General features: G+C 50.5%; 12 protein-coding genes and 1 pseudogene. 8 read left to right on the plus strand and 5 right to left on the minus strand.

The window, feature by feature from the left end:
- Nucleotides 1-8: 8 nt before the first annotated feature.
- A complete protein-coding gene (locus tag ACO08I_RS27485) occupies nt 9-2,393 on the minus strand; it encodes a TonB-dependent receptor (RefSeq protein ID WP_421947725.1) in 2,385 nt (794 codons plus the stop codon).
- Between the two features lie 259 nt (nt 2,394-2,652).
- On the opposite strand from ACO08I_RS27485, the gene ACO08I_RS27490 reads away from it, so the two are divergent.
- Nucleotides 2,653-5,985 carry a two-component regulator propeller domain-containing protein gene (locus ACO08I_RS27490; protein ID WP_421947726.1) on the plus strand — a complete coding sequence of 1,111 codons (3,333 nt, stop codon included), beginning with the start codon at nt 2,653-2,655 and terminating at the stop codon, nt 5,983-5,985.
- Nucleotides 5,986-6,478: 493 nt separating this feature from the next.
- Here ACO08I_RS27490 and ACO08I_RS27495 read toward each other — a convergent pair.
- Nucleotides 6,479-6,816: pseudogene (locus tag ACO08I_RS27495) on the minus strand (group I intron-associated PD-(D/E)XK endonuclease).
- 501 nt (nt 6,817-7,317) lie between these two features.
- Here ACO08I_RS27495 and ACO08I_RS27500 point away from each other — a divergent pair.
- Entirely contained in the window at nt 7,318-8,238 is a 921-nt protein-coding gene (locus tag ACO08I_RS27500) for an alpha/beta fold hydrolase (RefSeq protein WP_282776066.1), read from the plus strand.
- A gap of 19 nt (nt 8,239-8,257) precedes the next feature.
- Nucleotides 8,258-8,935, plus strand: coding sequence for a uracil-DNA glycosylase (gene ung, locus ACO08I_RS27505; RefSeq protein ID WP_044224158.1), 678 nt, complete (start codon nt 8,258-8,260; stop codon nt 8,933-8,935).
- Nucleotides 8,936-9,230: 295 nt separating this feature from the next.
- On the opposite strand, the gene ACO08I_RS27510 is transcribed toward ung, so the two are convergent.
- From ACO08I_RS27510 to ACO08I_RS27520, 3 genes are all read right to left on the minus strand, one after another.
- Nucleotides 9,231-9,833 carry a pseudouridine synthase gene (locus tag ACO08I_RS27510; protein WP_282776063.1) on the minus strand — a complete coding sequence of 201 codons (603 nt, stop codon included), beginning with the start codon at nt 9,831-9,833 and terminating at the stop codon, nt 9,231-9,233.
- On the minus strand, nt 9,833-10,930 hold the full coding sequence (gene ychF, locus ACO08I_RS27515) for a redox-regulated ATPase YchF (RefSeq protein ID WP_044224162.1): 1,098 nt from the start codon (nt 10,928-10,930) through the stop codon (nt 9,833-9,835). Before ychF ends, ACO08I_RS27510 begins: the two co-directional genes overlap by 1 nt.
- Nucleotides 10,931-11,022: 92 nt before the next feature.
- Nucleotides 11,023-11,673, minus strand: coding sequence for a deoxynucleoside kinase (locus ACO08I_RS27520; protein WP_044224165.1), 651 nt, complete (start codon nt 11,671-11,673; stop codon nt 11,023-11,025).
- 120 nt (nt 11,674-11,793) lie between these two features.
- Between ACO08I_RS27520 and gatC the strand changes: the two genes are divergently transcribed.
- From gatC to ACO08I_RS27545, 5 genes are all read left to right on the plus strand, one after another.
- Complete coding sequence (gene gatC, locus ACO08I_RS27525; protein WP_421947727.1) at nt 11,794-12,090, plus strand: Asp-tRNA(Asn)/Glu-tRNA(Gln) amidotransferase subunit GatC; 297 nt, start codon at nt 11,794-11,796, stop codon at nt 12,088-12,090.
- A gap of 6 nt (nt 12,091-12,096) precedes the next feature.
- The gene (locus ACO08I_RS27530; protein ID WP_044224169.1) at nt 12,097-12,828 is read left to right on the plus strand and encodes an ABC transporter ATP-binding protein; all 732 of its coding nucleotides are present in this window, start codon (nt 12,097-12,099) and stop codon (nt 12,826-12,828) included.
- A 59-nt stretch (nt 12,829-12,887) separates the two neighbouring features.
- Nucleotides 12,888-13,445 (plus strand): cob(I)yrinic acid a,c-diamide adenosyltransferase, encoded by a 558-nt coding sequence (locus ACO08I_RS27535; RefSeq protein WP_044224171.1) that lies wholly within the window; start codon nt 12,888-12,890, stop codon nt 13,443-13,445.
- Between the two features lie 68 nt (nt 13,446-13,513).
- Entirely contained in the window at nt 13,514-15,601 is a 2,088-nt protein-coding gene (locus ACO08I_RS27540) for an HD family phosphohydrolase (RefSeq protein ID WP_044224172.1), read from the plus strand.
- An 86-nt stretch (nt 15,602-15,687) separates the two neighbouring features.
- On the plus strand, nt 15,688-17,529 hold the full coding sequence (locus ACO08I_RS27545; protein WP_421947728.1) for a M1 family metallopeptidase: 1,842 nt from the start codon (nt 15,688-15,690) through the stop codon (nt 17,527-17,529).
- The last annotated feature ends 36 nt before the right edge of the window (nt 17,530-17,565 follow it).

Below are 17,565 nucleotides of genomic sequence, written 5' to 3' on the forward strand. Positions count from 1 at the left end.
CGGGGCGCTTACTCAAAATGCACCTTTACACCGGCAAAAAAAGTCCTCGGGCGTACTGGTCCGTACACGTACCCGGCATCGCGGTCAGCCCCCCGGTCAAAGTCTTCCTGGAAGCTGTTGAAGATGTTTTGGACGCCCCCGAAAATATCAAGGTGGAAGCGGTCATCGAGCTTCAGTTCGTAAGTGATCTTGGAGTTTAGCTCAAAAAATGAAGGCGTGCTTTCCAATACGGTAAATTCAGTTTCCGGGTTTATGATATGCGGCACGTCCATGGTACCTGTAAAGATACCGGACAGGGACAGCTGCAGGGGCTGTACCGGATTGTAATTGGCCATGAAATAGCCATAAGCTGCAGGGGTACGTAGCAAGTATCCGGAGGAGACTATACTATCCTGATTGGTATCATTGACTTCTTCCGGTGCCCAGATTTCTTCCGGCGTGTCATACTGCGCAGTTTGCAGGGTGCCACCCATTTGAAGCATCCATTTGGGGCCGAAAGCAAGGTTGGCCTCAAAATTGGCTCCGGCTACAGTAGCACCGTCACCATTGCGCTTGGTCACGGTAGCGACGCCGCTTGGGAGTTCCATGGCATTAGCCGTGATGAAAGGATTGTCCAGCCGGGTAAAAAAGCCATCCACTACAAAGTTGGATTCAAAGCTTCCCGCGCGGTAGGTGTAATCCAGCGCTGCACTGTAGCTGTGCGAACGTTCCTCCTGAAGGTCTGGGGATAAACGGGTGAACAGGGCTGCTCCCCCTACGGTTTCAATATGCAGATCCTCGTCAAAAGCCTGCGGCGCCCGGTAGCCCTGAGCGTAGGAAAGCCGTAGTTTCAGGTCCGGATTGATGAAATACATAGCCGTCGCTCTGGGCACAAAAATGCTGAAGTCCTGGTCTGTCCTCAGGTCTTCCACGCCAAGGCGGTACATACCGTCAATTCGGAGGTTGTCATATCGCCCCCCCGCCAGCAGCGACCATTTGTCTGTAGGCTTCCATTCCACCTGAGCGTAAGTACCCCAGGTACTGACCTGTTGGTCTATCTCACGGCTGTAGCCGGGCATGGCGTCCAAAACATCATTGTATTGATACTCGGTTCCGGCGGTAAGCATCCATTCCGAACTGATGTTGTAGGTGTATTGCACGCCAGATGCCAGCGACAGATCCTCCGATTCGCCATAGGCATTGAGCGCCAGAATATCGCTTTCAGTCAGCGTATCCTGAGGGCCCAGCACCCGGCCCCCGCCACCGTAGTAGCTTTGCCGGTTGACGTGGGTGGCGGATCCGTAAAGTGCAAATTTGTGCCGTTTGTCTTTTGAAAACTGCTCATACGATAGCCCGCCCCCCAGAATTCGGTGGTCCAGTTGCTCCGTGATGTCTGTTTGATGAGCTGGCAGGTCGAATTGGTTGCCTCCTCTCCGGAATTCGCTGATATTAAACAGGTTGACTTTGATTTTGCTCAGCTCGGTTGGGTTGTAGAAGGCATCGAACCCAAAGGTGGTGTTTTGTAGCTGCGTAATCTCGGAAAAGCCATCACCATTGGCATCCCAGGGTTCACGGTTGCGGTTGAAGGCGAAAAAACTCATGCCCTTTTTGAGTTGTTCGTCCACTATAGTCCCATTGGCAGATAGCGTATACTCAGGCGTTTCACCATTGATTAGCGCCAGGTTTGTGCCTGCTTCAAAGGTATTGTCTGTGGGGTCTTTAGTAATGATATTGACCGTTCCGGCAATCGCGTTGCCCCCAAATAAGGCGGAACCACCGCCCCGGACCACTTCTACCCGGTCAACCATATTGGAGGGGATCATCTCAAGCCCGTAAACGCCGGCGAGTGCGGAAAATACCGGGCGGCTGTTGATGAGAATTTGGGTGTACGGTCCATCCAGCCCATTCATTCTTAATTGAGTAAAGCCACAGTTCTGGCAGTTGTTTTCCAACCGCAGCCCGGGCGAAAAGCTCAGCCCTTCGGACAGGCTCAGCGATTGCGTTTGTTCAAAAATTCGGTCATCGATGCGGTTGACCATAACCGGCGCGCGGTGAGCCGGCACGCCATTTCGGGTAGCGGAAACAACGATATCCTCCAGCCGCAGCACATCCTTTTCCAGCTCTGCTGACAGGGATTGGTTTTGCCCTTTTTCCAGAAATAGCTCCACCTCTTTAGTACGGTAGCCCAGGAAGGAAAAGCGCAGGCGGGCGGGGCCGGCAGGCAGGTTGGCCAATTGGTAATTGCCGTGTTCGTCAGTAACAGTGCCATTGGAAGTGCCTAATAGTAGTACCTGTACGCCCGCGAGCGGTCCGTCGCCGGTTATAATCGTACCGGACACCCGGCTGTCCTGAGCATGTACCGACAACACTCCAAGGAGCATAAAACTCATACAAAACCCCATCCATCTATTCATTTTGCTCTCTGTTTTTTACGAGGTATTACACCTTAAAAGCGCTATGAGTTCGCAGTTGTGCTCTTTTTTTAGCTAAAGCTAACAAAGATATGTGCTTGGTTTAATAAAAATTTTAGATTAGTCTAAAAAAAATACTGCTTTCTTTTTGAGTGAAGTGAAAAAATAGCTAAACGGATTGACCTGTTGATTCTGGAAAAACAGCTAACTTGAAAAGTTATTTGGCTGTTTTTTTTAGTTTTATGGAAATATTCGTTTCCAGATGAAGCAAGGCTGTGGTAAACAACCTGGATTACTCCGCTCTATTTTGATGATCCTTCTATGGGTCTTTAGCGGGGCAAATACACCAGGTTATAACCAGGATTTTATCATTGATGATGTCAACCTCCGGCCACTCAACGGTCGGATTGCACAAACCATTTTTAAAGATGACCTCGGGTTCATCTGGATTGGCAGCAATGCCGGTTTATTTCGTTATGACGGGTTTGATGTCAAGTCTTTTTTTAATATCACAAATGATTCCACCTCTATTTCTGCCAATCATGTGCATTCGATTTGCCAGGATGATGACGGAATAATGTGGATGGGGACCTTAGCCGGCGGGCTCTGCCGGTTTGATCCCAAAACAGAAGCCTTTCGGTCTTTCCAGGCGGATCCGGATGATGAGACGTCCATATCGAACAATAATATTTTCGGGCTTGACATCGACCAGGACGGGAACATTTGGATGGCGACCAATGGAGGAGGGATATCCATACTTCCTGCCAGCGAAAAAAGTAAGCCTAATCCCAAATTTGAGACCCTGGAAATATTGGCCGGCACCCGTTTGTTCTCCATCATGGTAGACAGCCGCAACTGCTTTTGGACAGGCGTTACAGATGGTAGCATCATAAAAGGGCATATCAACCGGAAAGACCTTAATGCCTCTAAGATTGAGCGGGAATACGACTGTGCGGGCCCGGGCGATTCACCGCAGCGGGGCAATTTTATTTATGATATTGCTGAAGATGAGGCTGGGAATGTCTGGGTAGCAACTACCCGGTATGGCGTAAAGAAGATCAGCCCCGGGAGCCTGGAGATGCAGCACTGCGGGCTTGTGAACCCCGGTTCGCCCCGTGCACCGGAAAATTACATTACTTCCCTGGAAGCCCATCCGTATGGTTTTCTGTTGCTGGGAACGGAGAGGGGGGGCTATCAATTACGAGAAACAGTATCAGGAGCATTTGAGATTGAACTTGTAAAGGGAACAGAAGACTATCAGGTCAGTTCTGCCTATATGGACCGTGAAGAGAACCTCTGGGTGGCCCTTAGTGAGGGGCGCATCAAAAAACTGACCTTGAACAGGAATGTCGATTTTGTGCCCACCAATACCGGAAAGGATGCTTTACAGGGCAAGTGGGTGAAGTCTCTGGTGCAGGCTCCGAATGGCCGGTTATGGCTGGGTACCTGGATCAATGGCGGTTTGTTTGAATGGGATGTCAATCCTTCAGAAAAGCCGGAACAATCTGAAATAATCAGGTTGCTGCAGGAAGGGTTGGACGTGGCTCAGCTTTATCTGGACCCTGATCAGGAGTTATGGATTAGCACTTTTGATGACGGGCTGCTGCGCTGGAAGTATGGAGAGGAAAGGCCAGGATCTGTCCCGGTAGCCACTGAAACGCAGGAGGGTTTAAGCAGTAGTTTTGTGCAGGGCGTAATCAAGGACCCCTATCGAAAAGGGTATTGGATTGGAACGGAAAAGGGGCTGGATTACTACGACCCGCAGGCACAGTATTGGGAGCACTACAAGCAGGACCCATCCAATCCCGGTTCACTTTCAGATAACCGCATACAAAGCAATGCAATGGTCTTTGATGCGGACAACCGGCTTTGGCTGGGGACATGGGGCGGAGGAGTCAATTGCCTGCTGCCCGGCGATACGACGTTCCGGGTATGGAAAACAGAACGGGGAGACCCGCGCACGATTCCCAAAAACGAAGTGACCTCTCTGCTTGTAGATCACTCCGGCGCCCTTTGGGTTGGTACTTTTGAAGGCGGTCTGGCAAAAGCTATAGCCAGAGATTCGGCCGGGCTGCCTGCGGTTTTCCGCCGCTTCAGTATTTCGGATGGCCTGCCAGGCAACCGGATTTTTTCCCTGGTTGAGGACCAGAAGGGGCGCATATGGGGGAGTACTAATTTTGGGCTGTTCAGCATCGATTCCACGTACACTATTCGCAGCTTCGATAAAGAGGATGGTATTGGCGTGGTAGATTTCTTCTTTTGCGGAGGGCAGGCGCTTGAAGATGGGCGCATTGCTTTTGGAGGGACCTTTGGCATGATTGTCTTCCACCCGGATAGTTTGATCAGCAATCACTACAAGGGCAACGTAGTGCTGACTGATTTTAGCATACCCAACAGCGCTGCTGTTATGGACAGCTCGATTACCTACCAAAAAGAGATTACCTTATCTCATCCGGACAATGCCTTTACTATTGGCTTTTCTGAGCTGAATTTCCAGCAGTACAATTACCGCAACTTTATTTACAAACTGTCAGGCGTAGACGAGGACTGGAACCGGATGATCGGGCAAAATCAGGTAACTTATCTGAATCTGCCGTATGGAGAATTTACTTTTGAAGTATTCAGTGGTGACCGCTCAGGAGAAGGGCGGCAGTTGAAAGTGAAGGTCATTCCACCATGGTGGAAAAGCCGTCCATTCCAGTTTTTAGTGGTTTTGGTGGGGCTTATTTTGCCGTTTCTGCTGGTGCTTCTGCGCAACCGGAATGTAAGGCTTCAAAATACGAGGCTGGAAGCAAAGATTAATCAACGGACTGAAGAAATCGAGGAGTTAAACGAGCTGCTTCAAAAACAAAATGATGAATTGGAGAAGCAGGTGGAGGCCCGTACGCAGGCCCTGGAGGAAAACAACCGCAGCCTTATGCAGAAGAATGCCGAAATGGAGCGTTTCAACTACATTGCTTCCCATGACCTGAAAGAACCCTTGCGCAACATATCTAGTTTTGCGGGCTTGCTGAGCCGGTACCTGCCTAATCCAAAAGCTGAGGCCCTGGAGTACCTGCAAATCATTCAAAGCAATGCAAAGCGGATGAACACCCTGATTGAAGACCTTTTGGAATACAGCCGTTTGGCTAATGTTGACCATTTAAAAGAACGGGTTGACTTGCATGCCGTTTTGGAGGAGGTTAGCACTTTAGTCAGAGAAGGAGACCCCGCAGCGGGTAGGATCGTTGCTACAGAAAAGCTGCCCGTCATTACCGGTAATAAAACTCAACTCTTTCTCCTGTTTAAAAATCTGATTTCTAATGGGCTGAAATACAATTCGGCTCCTGATCCGGAAGTACAGTTGAGTTATGAAAAAAGCAGCTGCTGGCACATCCTGAAGTTTGCAGATAATGGTATTGGTATTGAGCCCCAATATCAGCAAAAGGTATTCGAAATGTTCACCCGGCTTCACGACCGGTCGAAGTACGAGGGTTCAGGGCTTGGCCTGGCGATATGCCGGAATATAGTCCATCGGCATAATGGGACCATTGAGTTGGAAAGCCAGATAGGCAATGGGAGTGTTTTTACGGTGAAATTGCCGGTCGTGGGGTAGGAGGGGTGATCCCGGCAGGGTTGGCTGCGCCCTTCCTTTGGGCTCCAAGGTCAAAAACCTGCAGCCTGCTCGCTGCGCTCATGCAGGCTATTGCATTTGTCTGCTCCTGCAAAAGGGTTTTGCACCGCTGCCAAATGCAACAGCCTGCACCCCTCTGGGGCACAGGCTGCTGCTTTCTCTGGTGATCCCGGCAGTGTTGGCTGCGCCCTTCCTTTGGGCTCCAAGGTCAAAAACCTGCAGCCTGCTCGCTGCGCTCATGCAGGCTATTGCATTTGTCTGCTCCTGCAAAAGGGTTTTGCACCGCTGCCAAATGCAACAGCCTGCACCCCTCTGGGGCACAGGCTGCTGCTTTCTCTGGTGATCCCGGCAGGATTCGAACCTGCGACCGTCTGATTAGCTTACCAACTACGGCTTTCGCCGCTCCTGACGATCAATGTCAGGATTTGTGGTCTGGACTATCTCTTCGCCATTTCAGGCGCGCCACGTATAGTCTCTACGGAACCTTGCGAAAGTCCTCTGCCCAATGCACTCCATTGGACTGGTTATTTCGAGGTATTCCTACCCTAAGCGAAACGGATTGGGAAAAATGACTGGGATCTATGCAGTAGCATTGATCCGTTTCTGGGCAATAGATTGCATAGATATCAATCTCGTTTTTATCTACTGCCTTGTTGACTGCACCTCCGGAGTATGCATAAGAACTTCGGAAAGTGATTTCAACAGTATCATTTTCTTTAGCTTTCTGTATTTGATCTGCACTCTTTTAAAGATGCCCTCTTTGTAGGCAACGATATCAAAAGGGGCATGTTCCGTCTCCGGATTAAGGATCAAATAGCCTAGCTAAAATAAATCCAGCTTAGCCTTCAGAATACCCAGGTCTCCTTTGATTTTAGTGTGATGCTTGTACATAACACTAAAAATACTAAGAAAGCCTCAAGTTTCCTCGGGATTGCCATTTTGCCGCAGCAAAGAAGGTTTCCCCGATACAGTGGCGTCCACTCTGCAGGTTTTGTTTCCCCGCAAAGGCTCCTGTTGCCCGCCTCTTATGGCAGGCTGCTTAAAGTCAGATGCTCTATCCCCTGAGCTACGGGACCAAGTGATTGGGCAAAAAGAAAAACAATCTGCCCGTTATGGCCAAATGAGATCCCCCGCTGTCCGCCGAAGCCATTTGAGAGGCGAAGGTGGAGGAGCTACGGGACCATTTTTAGCGGTTGCAAAGCTACAGTTTTTTTCATTAGAGTGCAAGATGAAAGCAAATAGAGGCAACCATCAACTGGCCTTATCTGTTTATAAGGTTGTACGTTAATGCATTAGCTCATAATTGGACATCCCGTGAAAAAAATTGTCAAGAAGAAAAGAATCTACTTCTCCTTCGCATTCCTCCTCCTCCTTATTTATGGATATGACTTTATGGAAATGCGGATCAGTACGCCAACCTACCAGAAAATTTTGGCCGAAAACCCACTCGGTCTGCAGGCGGAGTTTGGTACCCTGTCCACCGAAGGTCGGGATTTGCGCTACCTGGAAATTGGGCGGGACTCTCTGCCCCTAGTCGTCTTTATTCACGGTGCGCCCAGTTCTTCTTCTTTTTGGCGGACTTTTCTAAAAGACACGAGCCTTTTGGCAAAAGCCAAGCTGATGGCAGTTGACCGGCCAGGCTATGGTTATTCCGGTTACGGAAAGCCTGAAATATCAGTAAAGAAACAGGCGGCTCTGATCGCCGAAGTGATCAGAGAAAAGCGGGGGCAGCATCCCTCGGTTATTCTGCATGGTTCGAGTTACGGTGGTACCGTGGCGGCTCGTATTGCTATGGATTTCCCGGACCTCGTTGATGGAATTCTGCTGCAATCGGCATCTCTCATGCCCGGTAAGGAAAAGACTTTCACCTTCACCCATATCACTAAGCACTGGCCATTTCGCTGGCTTTTGCCTGGCTCCATTCACGTGGCAAACATGGAAAAGCTGAGCCATAAGATGCAGCTGGATTCGATGGCCGGGCTATGGGATCGTATTAAAAGCGCAGCTATCATTCTGCACGGCGATGCCGACAACCTCATCTACCCCGAAAATGCTATATTCGCCAACGAGCGGCTGGTCAATGCGTCGTTTTTAGAATTCAAACTGCTGGAGGGGCGCAAGCATGACCTGCTTTGGACCAAACGGCAATTGCTGGAGCAGTCGCTGGAGAAACTTATACAGATCACTTCCGGAAAATATGCCGGAATAGACGGATTATCTTCCGTGCAGGACTAAACAATGATCAGCTAAGCGCATGAGCCAGGTAAAAATCGAAGAAAGTTGGAAAGCAGTCCTGGAGCAGGAGTTCCAACAACCTTATTTCCAAAGTATTGCCACTTTTTTGAAAAAGGAAAAGGCCGCCGGGAAAAAGATTTATCCGCCCGGAAGTCTCATCTTCAATGCCTTTAATACCACGCCTTTCGATAAAGTCAAAGTAGTGATTTTGGGGCAGGACCCCTACCACAACCCGGGGGAAGCTATGGGGCTGTCATTCTCAGTGCCTAAAGGCGTCCGGGTGCCGCCTTCCCTGCGCAATATTTACAAAGAACTGCAGTCCGATCTTGGCATTGCTCCGCCCAGTCACGGCGACCTGACGGCATGGGCAGCGCAGGGCGTCTTCCTGCTGAACGCCATGCTGACTGTAGAGCATAAAACGGCCGGCGCACACCAGAAAATTGGCTGGCAGGATTTTACAGATGCGGTCATCCGTAAATTATCAGAAAAGCGCGAGGGGCTGGTATTTATGCTGTGGGGTGGTTTTGCCCGCAAGAAAAAAACGCTGATTGACGCGGACAAACACCTGGTCCTTGAAGCTGCACACCCTTCTCCGCTTGCAGGAGGTGCTTACTTTGGCAGCGCCCACTTTTCCAAAGCCAATGAATACCTCAAGTCGAAAGGTAAAAACCCTGTCGACTGGCGAATCAGCGAATAAACCCGCTCGCTGGCAGGAGTCAGATTGTCGCGATCCTTTGTATTTTTTTGGCTTGTTAGGCATCCATCGATTCTATCTCGGATATTTTTACAGATGTTTAGGCATGGAGCGTTCGGTATCCGGGCAAGTGTAGACTCCTTCCAAATCCTTTTTAGAGATTTACGGTCTGTATACGAGTTGCATGATGATTATGCGCAATACGAAGTGGTCACCGACGATAAATGTCGGGATCTTGGATTTGCGACATCGCGGGCAAACCACTTAATCGTCAGTATAAACCTTGCAGGAAATGAGTTTACTGCGGAGCGATTTTTAGCTTGCTAAGAATGGTAGAGTGGTCCAGCACTTTGACCTGCCCGGGGGCCAACCCGCTAAGGTTCAGCTGTTGAATCTGGGTACGGACAAGGCGCAGTACCGGAAACCCAACTGCTGCACACATCCGCCGCACCTGACGATTCTTACCCTCAGTCAGTTGGATGGACAGCCAGCTATCCGGCACGGTTTTGCGGAATCGGACGGGCGGGTCGCGTTCCGGGAGGGGAGGAGGAGAGGTGAAAAGCTCTACTCTGGCAGGCCGCGTGCGGTGGGTTTGCTTTTTGATGCGTATGGCAACGCCCTTTCGCAATTGAGACAACGCTTCGCGGTCCGGAATACCTTCGACCTGCACCCAGTAAGTGCGGGGGTGCTCAAATTTTGGGTCAAGCAGCCGGTGGGTCAGTGCCTTGTCATTGGTAATGATGAGCAAGCCTTCGCTGTCCTTATCAAGCCGCCCTACCGGATAAACATCCCCGGGGAAATCATAGAGGTCCCCGAGCACGCGATGATCAGGGTGCTCCCGCGTAAACTGACTGAGCACCCCGTAAGGTTTATTAAGGATATAGTATCGGAGGTCGGACATTATACGTTGAAACGGAAGTGCATGACATCGCCATCGGTTACCACGTACTCTTTGCCTTCCACTGCCATTTTGCCAGCTTCCTTGACCGCCTGCTCTGAGCCCAGGCTTACATAGTCGTTGTACTTGATAACCTCGGCCCGGATGAAGCCTTTTTCAAAATCGGTGTGAATGACGCCTGCTGCCTGTGGGGCTTTCCAGCCATCCTGAATGGTCCAGGCACGGACTTCTTTAACACCGGCAGTAAAGTAAGTGATGAGGTTGAGGAGCTTATAGGTGGCACGAATCACCCGGTTAACACCCGGCTCGTCCAGCCCCATGTCGTTTAGAAACTCAAGGCGCTCTTCTTTGGTTTCCAGTTCAGCAATATCAGCTTCAATAGCCGCACTGACGAGAATGACCTCCGCAGGCTCACCGGCTACAGCCGCTTTAAAACGCTCGGAGTGCTCATTGCCATCATTCACAGCGTCCTCTTCCACGTTGCACACGTAAAGGATAGGTTTAGCCGTAAGCAGGAACATCTCCTTCAGCAGGGCTTGTCCGGCTTCGTCCAGCTCAATAGCCCGGGCAGGTTTTTCATCCTCCAGGTGGGCCAGTATTTTCTGGCTGATTTCCAGGTTCCTCAGGTCTTCCTTATTATTGCTTTTAGCCTGCCGCTTGAAGCGGTCTACCTGTTTTTCGACAGTCTCAATATCCTTGAGCAGCAGCTCAGTATCAATCGTTTCCTTATCGCGCACCGGGTCTACATTGCCATCCACGTGGACCACATTGCCTTCATCAAAGCAGCGCACCACATGCACTATCGCATCCACTTCCCGAATATTGGCCAGGAACTGATTGCCCAGGCCTTCCCCCTGACTCGCGCCTTTGATCAGGCCGGCAATATCAACAATCTCAATCGTGGTAGGCTGTACCTTTTGTGGATTGACCAGCTCCGCCAGTTTGTCAAGGCGGGGGTCAGGAACAGTGATGATGCCCACGTTGGGGTCTTTGGTTGCGAATGGATAATTGGCTGCCAGTGCTTTGGCTGAGGTCAGCGCATTAAACAGGGTAGATTTTCCAACATTGGGAAGCCCCACGATACCCGCCTTTAGTGCCATATGCTGTATTTGATTGAAAGTAAACGTAACTGGCAACCGGCATTACCGCCGCCTGCCCAATATTTAACAAGGCCGCAAAGGTAAGCAATTGGTTAGAATAAACCGTGCAGCTCTCCGTTAACCTGATTGACAATATTGCCCATATCCTCCGGATTGCGCATAAAGTCAATATGATCAGCGTTGATGACGAGGAGCCTTCCCTCTTTGTAGCTGCTGATCCAGTTTTCGTAGCGTTCGTTGAGCCGCTTGAGGTAATCCAGGCTCATATTGCCTTCGTAGTCCCGGCCACGCTCCTGAATATGCTCCACAAGGGTGGGAATACTGGCTTTAAGGTAAATCAGCAGGTCTGGCGGCTGAATCTGTGAAGACATGGTCTTGAACAGATCAAAGTAATTTTGGAAGTCCCGGGTGGACATCAGCCCCATATCGTGCAGGTTGGGCGCAAAGATATAGGCATCTTCGTAAATGGTGCGGTCCTGTACTACGGTGCGGTCACCGGACAGGATTTTCAGGACCTGCTGGTAACGGTTATTCAGGAAAAACACCTGCAGATTGAAGGACCACCGCTGCATGTCTTCGTAAAAATCGCTCAGGTAGGGGTTGTCGTTGGCAGATTCGTAGTGGACATCCCAGCCAAAATGATGGCCCAATTTTTCTGAAAGGGTGGTTTTGCCCGCTCCGATGTTACCCGCTATAGCAATATGTTTTATATTTGGCGGCGACTTCGCGCTGTTTTCGCTCATTTTCTTCAGGATTTCCTGCGAAAATATAAAAGATAGCGGAAATAATCGGGACCAATCCGCTCCTTCGATGGTAAATGGTTGTTTACCGATGATTTAGCGCCAAACATCTAATATTTTATCATGAAAATTGACGAGTCCTTAATATTGAAGCTGGAACAACTGGCTCGTTTGCAATTATCCACTACTGAGCGCACGGCCATTCAGGAGGATTTGAACCGGATCCTGGAGATGGTCGAAAAGCTGGAAGAACTGGATACCGAAGGCATTGAGCCCCTGACCTACATCAATGAGGACGTAAATGTCCTGCGGGAAGATGTGGTACGCGGGCAAACCGGTCGTGCTGATGCGCTCCGGAACGCACCGGATCAGGACAGCGAGTATTTTCGGGTACCCAAAGTGATACCTTCAAAAAAATAAAAATTTATGCAGCCCATCATCGCCGTTAAGGGACTTACCAAAACCTATACCATGGGTACCACCAAGGTCCATGCCCTGCGCGGTGTAGATCTGGATATCCAAGCCAATGAATACCTGGCCTTAATGGGGCCTTCCGGTTCGGGAAAGTCTACCCTGATGAATTTGCTGGGCTGCCTCGATACGCCTACAAGTGGCGAATACTGGCTCAACAGCACGAATGTATCCACTATGGACGATGATGAGCTTGCCGAAGTCCGTAATAAGGAGATTGGCTTCGTTTTCCAGACCTTCAACCTGCTCCCGCGATTGTCAGCTTTGGAGAATGTAGCGCTGCCTCTAGTATACGCCGGGCAATCCAAGTCTGCCCGTCTTGACCGCGCCCGTGAGGTCCTCACTGAAGTAGGGCTGGGCGACCGGGTGGACCATAAGCCCAATGAGCTCTCCGGCGGTCAGCGGCAGCGGGTCGCTATTGCCAGGGCGCTGGTAAACAGGCCTTCCATCATTCTCGCGGATGAGCCTACCGGTAACCTCGACACGAAAACCTCCATTGAGATTATGGGCATCTTCGAGCGCATCCATGAAATGGGCAACACCGTGATTCTCGTCACCCACGAACCTGATATTGCCGAGCACTGCCATCGTATGGTCCGTCTTCGGGACGGTGAAGTGGAAGTCGATCAGCGCAACGAAAATATTGTTAAAGCCAGCGATCCTACCCACCGCTACAACCAAGAATGATATTTTTTTAAAACCTCCGGCTCCTGCTGCTTGTTGACCCATGAAAACGACAACCAATTATGGGTTTCAAAATCTATACAAAGACAGGTGATGCCGGCACCACTGGCCTTTTCGGTGGCAAACGCCTGCCTAAGAGCCACCTCCGAATTGAAGCATACGGTACTGTTGATGAACTGAATGCGCACATTGGTATGGTCCGGGATCAGTTCACAGAGCCTGCTGTACGGGCATTGCTCAAAGACATTCAGGACCGCCTGTTCACCATCGGGGCCAACCTGGCTTCCGATCCGGATAAAGATATGCCCGTGCCCGATATTCAGGCTACCGATATTGAAGCCCTGGAAAAGGCTATGGATGAAATGGACGAAGTGCTTCCTGAACTAAAGAACTTCATTCTGCCGGGTGGGCACCCTGCCGTTTCGAGTGCGCACATCGCCCGCTGTGTCTGTCGCCGGACAGAGCGACTCGTGGTAGCCCTGTCTCAGGAATCCCGGGTAGAGCCTGTTGTTGTGCAGTACCTCAACCGCCTGTCGGACTACCTGTTTATCCTGGCCCGTTTTATTGGCTACTCCAAAGGGATTGATGAGGTGGTGTGGGCACCGCGTAAAAAAGGTTGACCGGAGCGCGCCGCCCTACATTGAGCAAAGGCGTGGTTCATAAGCCCTAAAACCGTATCTTTACCCCTATGAGTGCATGGAAAACGACGATAGAAGGGCTTCCTACATTGGTCAAATACCTCATGGTGGCTGGTGTGGTAGCCATCATCAGCTTCCTGTTCCCGAACAATGTAAAGTTCAAATACGAATTTGACAAGGGGCAGCGCTGGCGCTATGAGGACCTTCGGGCACCCTTTGACTTCGCTATTCTCAAACCGGACCAGGAAATTGAACAAGAGAGAGCCCGTATAAAGGATAGCTTTTCACCTTATTACGAGCAGCTGCCTTCCATCACTGAAATGCAGATTACGGGCTTTGAGGACCGGTTTACGGCGCAATTGGAGGAAATCAACGAAGAGCAGTTTCCGGATGTCACCCGCAATCCGGATAAATACCGTACCTACGGCAAAAACCTGCTGCAGGATTTGTATAAGGCAGGCATCGCAGAGCTGGACAAAGCGCACAAAGACAAACCGGCGGACTTTGTAGTGAATGTGCTTAGGGGCAATACCACTCACCCCCAGACTTTGGAAAACCTGACTACGGTGCCGGAAGCAGAAGCCTCTCTGTCGGAGTCCTTGCCGTACAGTAAACTGGCGGAGTCTGACTTTCTCTACGGCCTGCTGGAGTCGTCTATCGCTCCCAATGTTATCTACAATGACACTCTTAGCCAGCGCTTGCTGGCAGAAGAGCTAAGCCAGGTGGGCCTCTACCGGGGACGAGTATCCAAGGGCGACCTCATCGTAACCGAAAACGGCTATATCACTGAAGAAATCTATCTAAAGCTCCAATCCTTCAAAGCCAAGTACCGGGAGGAAGTAACGGAGGAGCAGTCTTATACTGGTGTTCTGGCAGGATACGCCCTGCTGTCCACTCTTATTATTGGCATCTTCCTGTTGTATGTGCGCTTGTATGCTCAGGCGGTCTTCTCCCGCTTCAATAAGCTGGTCTTCATCATGCTCTGGCTGGTGGCGTTCAGTTATCTGGTGTACGCAGTAGAACAGGTGGCATTGCTCAGTACCTACATGATCCCGTTTTGTATCGTGCCGATTGTCATCAAAAACTTTTATGATGAGCAGCTGGCTTTATTCACCCATCTGGTAGTGATATTACTGGCGAGTTTCCTGTCTTCTCTGGGGTATGAGTTTACTTTCCTTCAGATTCTTGCCGGTATTGTCGTACTGCTCAGCGATGTGGACACGAGGGACTGGACCCGGTTCTTCTATTCCATCCTGTATATTTTTGTAGTGTACCTGCTCGGATATGTCGGGCTCTCACTAATTCAGGAAGGTAATTATCAGGATATTGACTTGTCGGTATTGTCCTGGTTAGCGATCAGCGCGTTCATGACCCTGCTGGCCTATCCGCTCATCCCGTTGCTGGAACGGTTCTTTGGTTTTACTTCATCGATCTCGCTGGTGGAGTTGTCTGATATGAACCGGCCGTTGCTCCGGCAGTTAGCCAATAAAGCACCGGGCACCCTTCAGCATTCCCTTCAGGTCGCTAACTTATCAGAAGAAGCCGCCCGTGCCATCGGTGCAAACCACCTGCTGGTGAAAGTCGCTGCCCTGTACCACGATATAGGAAAGACCCTACAGCCTTCCTTTTTTATTGAAAACCAAAGTAATAAAAGCCCGCACCTGGATATTTCTGATAAGGAAAGTGCTGAAATCATTATCAGCCACGTCACAGAGGGCGTGAAAATGGCTAAAAAAGCCCGCCTCCCCAACGTTTTAATCGACTTCATCACCTCCCATCACGGCACGACCCGGGTAGAATACTTCTACCGCAATTACATTAAAGATCATCCGGACGAGGAAGTGGACGAACAGGATTTTCGCTATCCCGGCCCCAAGCCCGTCACCAAGGAAGAGACCATTCTCATGCTGGCGGACAGTATAGAGGCGGCTTGCAAAAGCCTGAAAAACCCAACAGAGGAGGCACTGCTGGAACTGATCGATAAAATCATAGCCGGTAAAATGGCGATGGGGCAACTGGAAGACTCTGAGCTGACCTTCTCTGAGCTGGAAACCTGCAAAACGGTTTTTCAGCAACTCATGCGCAGTGTACACCATGTGCGCATTGAGTACCCGGAAGAGCAGCAATCTGAGGAATAGCTCCCAATTTTTGCACCCGGATGATCAGGGATGGCTTGTTACCTTTGCCAATGACTTAGGCTTTAGAAACACAATCAATTGACTATATGAAAATTTGGTATTCTCTTTTTTTCTGTTGCATCACAATGGCCGCTTTGCAGGCACAACCCGACCGATGGCAGCAGGCTGCAAAATATACGATGGATATCGACTTTGATGTCAAGAAACATCAGTTCGATGGTAAGCAAATGCTGGTTTACACCAATAATTCCCCGGACACCCTGCACCGGGCCTTTTACCACCTGTACTTCAATGCGTTCCAGCCGAACAGCATGATGGATGTACGCTCCCAAAACCTGAAGGACTCGGACCCACGGGTAGGAGGCCGGATTGGTGAGTTGGAGCCGGATGAGATCGGCTACCATGAAATCAACAGCCTTACCGTGGATGGGAAAAAGGCCACCTTTGAAGTCGTGGGCACCATCCTGGAAGTACAATTGCCTCAGCCCATTCTGCCTAATTCGAAAGCCGTTTTTGAAATGGAGTTCGAGTCGCAGGTGCCGGTACAAATCCGCCGTTCCGGACGCGATAATGCCGAGGGGATTTCCTACTCCATGGCTCAGTGGTACCCCAAGATGGCAGAATACGACTATCAGGGGTGGCATGCCAATCCCTATGTAGGCCGGGAGTTTTACGGCATCTGGGGCGATTTTGACGTGACCATTCATATCGACAGCGAGTACATCATCGGTGCTACGGGCTACCTGCAAAATCCGAAAGAAATCGGTCACGGGTATACCGATAAAGCTGTGAAGGTGAAAAAAGGCAAAAAACTTTCCTGGAATTTTGTCGCTCCGGATGTGCACGACTTTGTCTGGGGTGCCGATCCTGACTACACCCATACCACCTACGAGCGGGAAGATGGTATGGTGATGCACTTCTTCTACCAGGAGAACGAGCGCACCAAAGAGAACTGGGAAGCCCTGCCCGCTATCATGGACGAGGCATTTGCATTCATCAATGAAAATTACGGGCAGTACCCTTACGAACAATACTCCTTCATTCAGGGAGGCGATGGCGGTATGGAATATCCAATGGCGACCCTGATTACCGGCGAGCGCAGCCTGCCCAGTCTGGTAGGCGTATCGGTACACGAGCTCATGCATAGCTGGTACCAAATGCTGCTGGGTACCAACGAAGCCCTGTACGCCTGGATGGACGAAGGCTTCACCAGCTGGGCCAGTAGTAATGTGATGAACCACCTGCGCGAAAAGGGTTTGATTCCCGGCGAAGCTTCCGATAATCCTCACCTGGGCTCCTACATGGGCTACGCTAATTTCTCCCAAAGCGGGCTGGAGGAACCCCTGATCACCCATTCGGACCACTTTAATACTAATTCCGCTTACGGCGTGGCTTCTTATGTCAAAGGCGCTGTTTTCCTGGAGCAACTCAAGTACATCATCGGGGAAGATGCCTTCGATCAGGGCATGCTCCGCTACTTTGATACCTGGAAGTTCAAGCACCCCAACTCCAATGACTTCATCCGTATCATGGAGAAGCAATCCATGATAGAGCTGGACTGGTACCGCGAATATTGGATTAACACCACACATACCATAGACTACGGCATTGAGAACGTGAAGGTCGATGGGCGTACCGCCGTAGCTGTACTGAACCGGGTAGGCATTATGCCTATGCCTGTGGAGGTGGAAGTGGTGCTTACCGATGGCACGAGCAAGCGGATACTCGTGCCGCTGCGTATCATGCGTGGCCACAAACCACTGAATGATATGGAGCTGGCTGAAGACTGGCCATGGACGCACCCTCAGTATGAGCTGGACCTGGGTGTGAAAGCCAAAGACATCGAAAAGGTGGTGATCGATCCCGATTTTGGCATGGCCGATATTGACCGGGAGAACAACACTTACGAAATGATCAGCGACGAATAAAAAACCATCACCGGGCGGTGGCATTAACCGCCCGGT

Origin of the sequence: Phaeodactylibacter xiamenensis, assembly GCF_965229835.1 — a bacterium.
Lineage (GTDB): Bacteria > Bacteroidota > Bacteroidia > Chitinophagales > Saprospiraceae > Phaeodactylibacter > Phaeodactylibacter xiamenensis.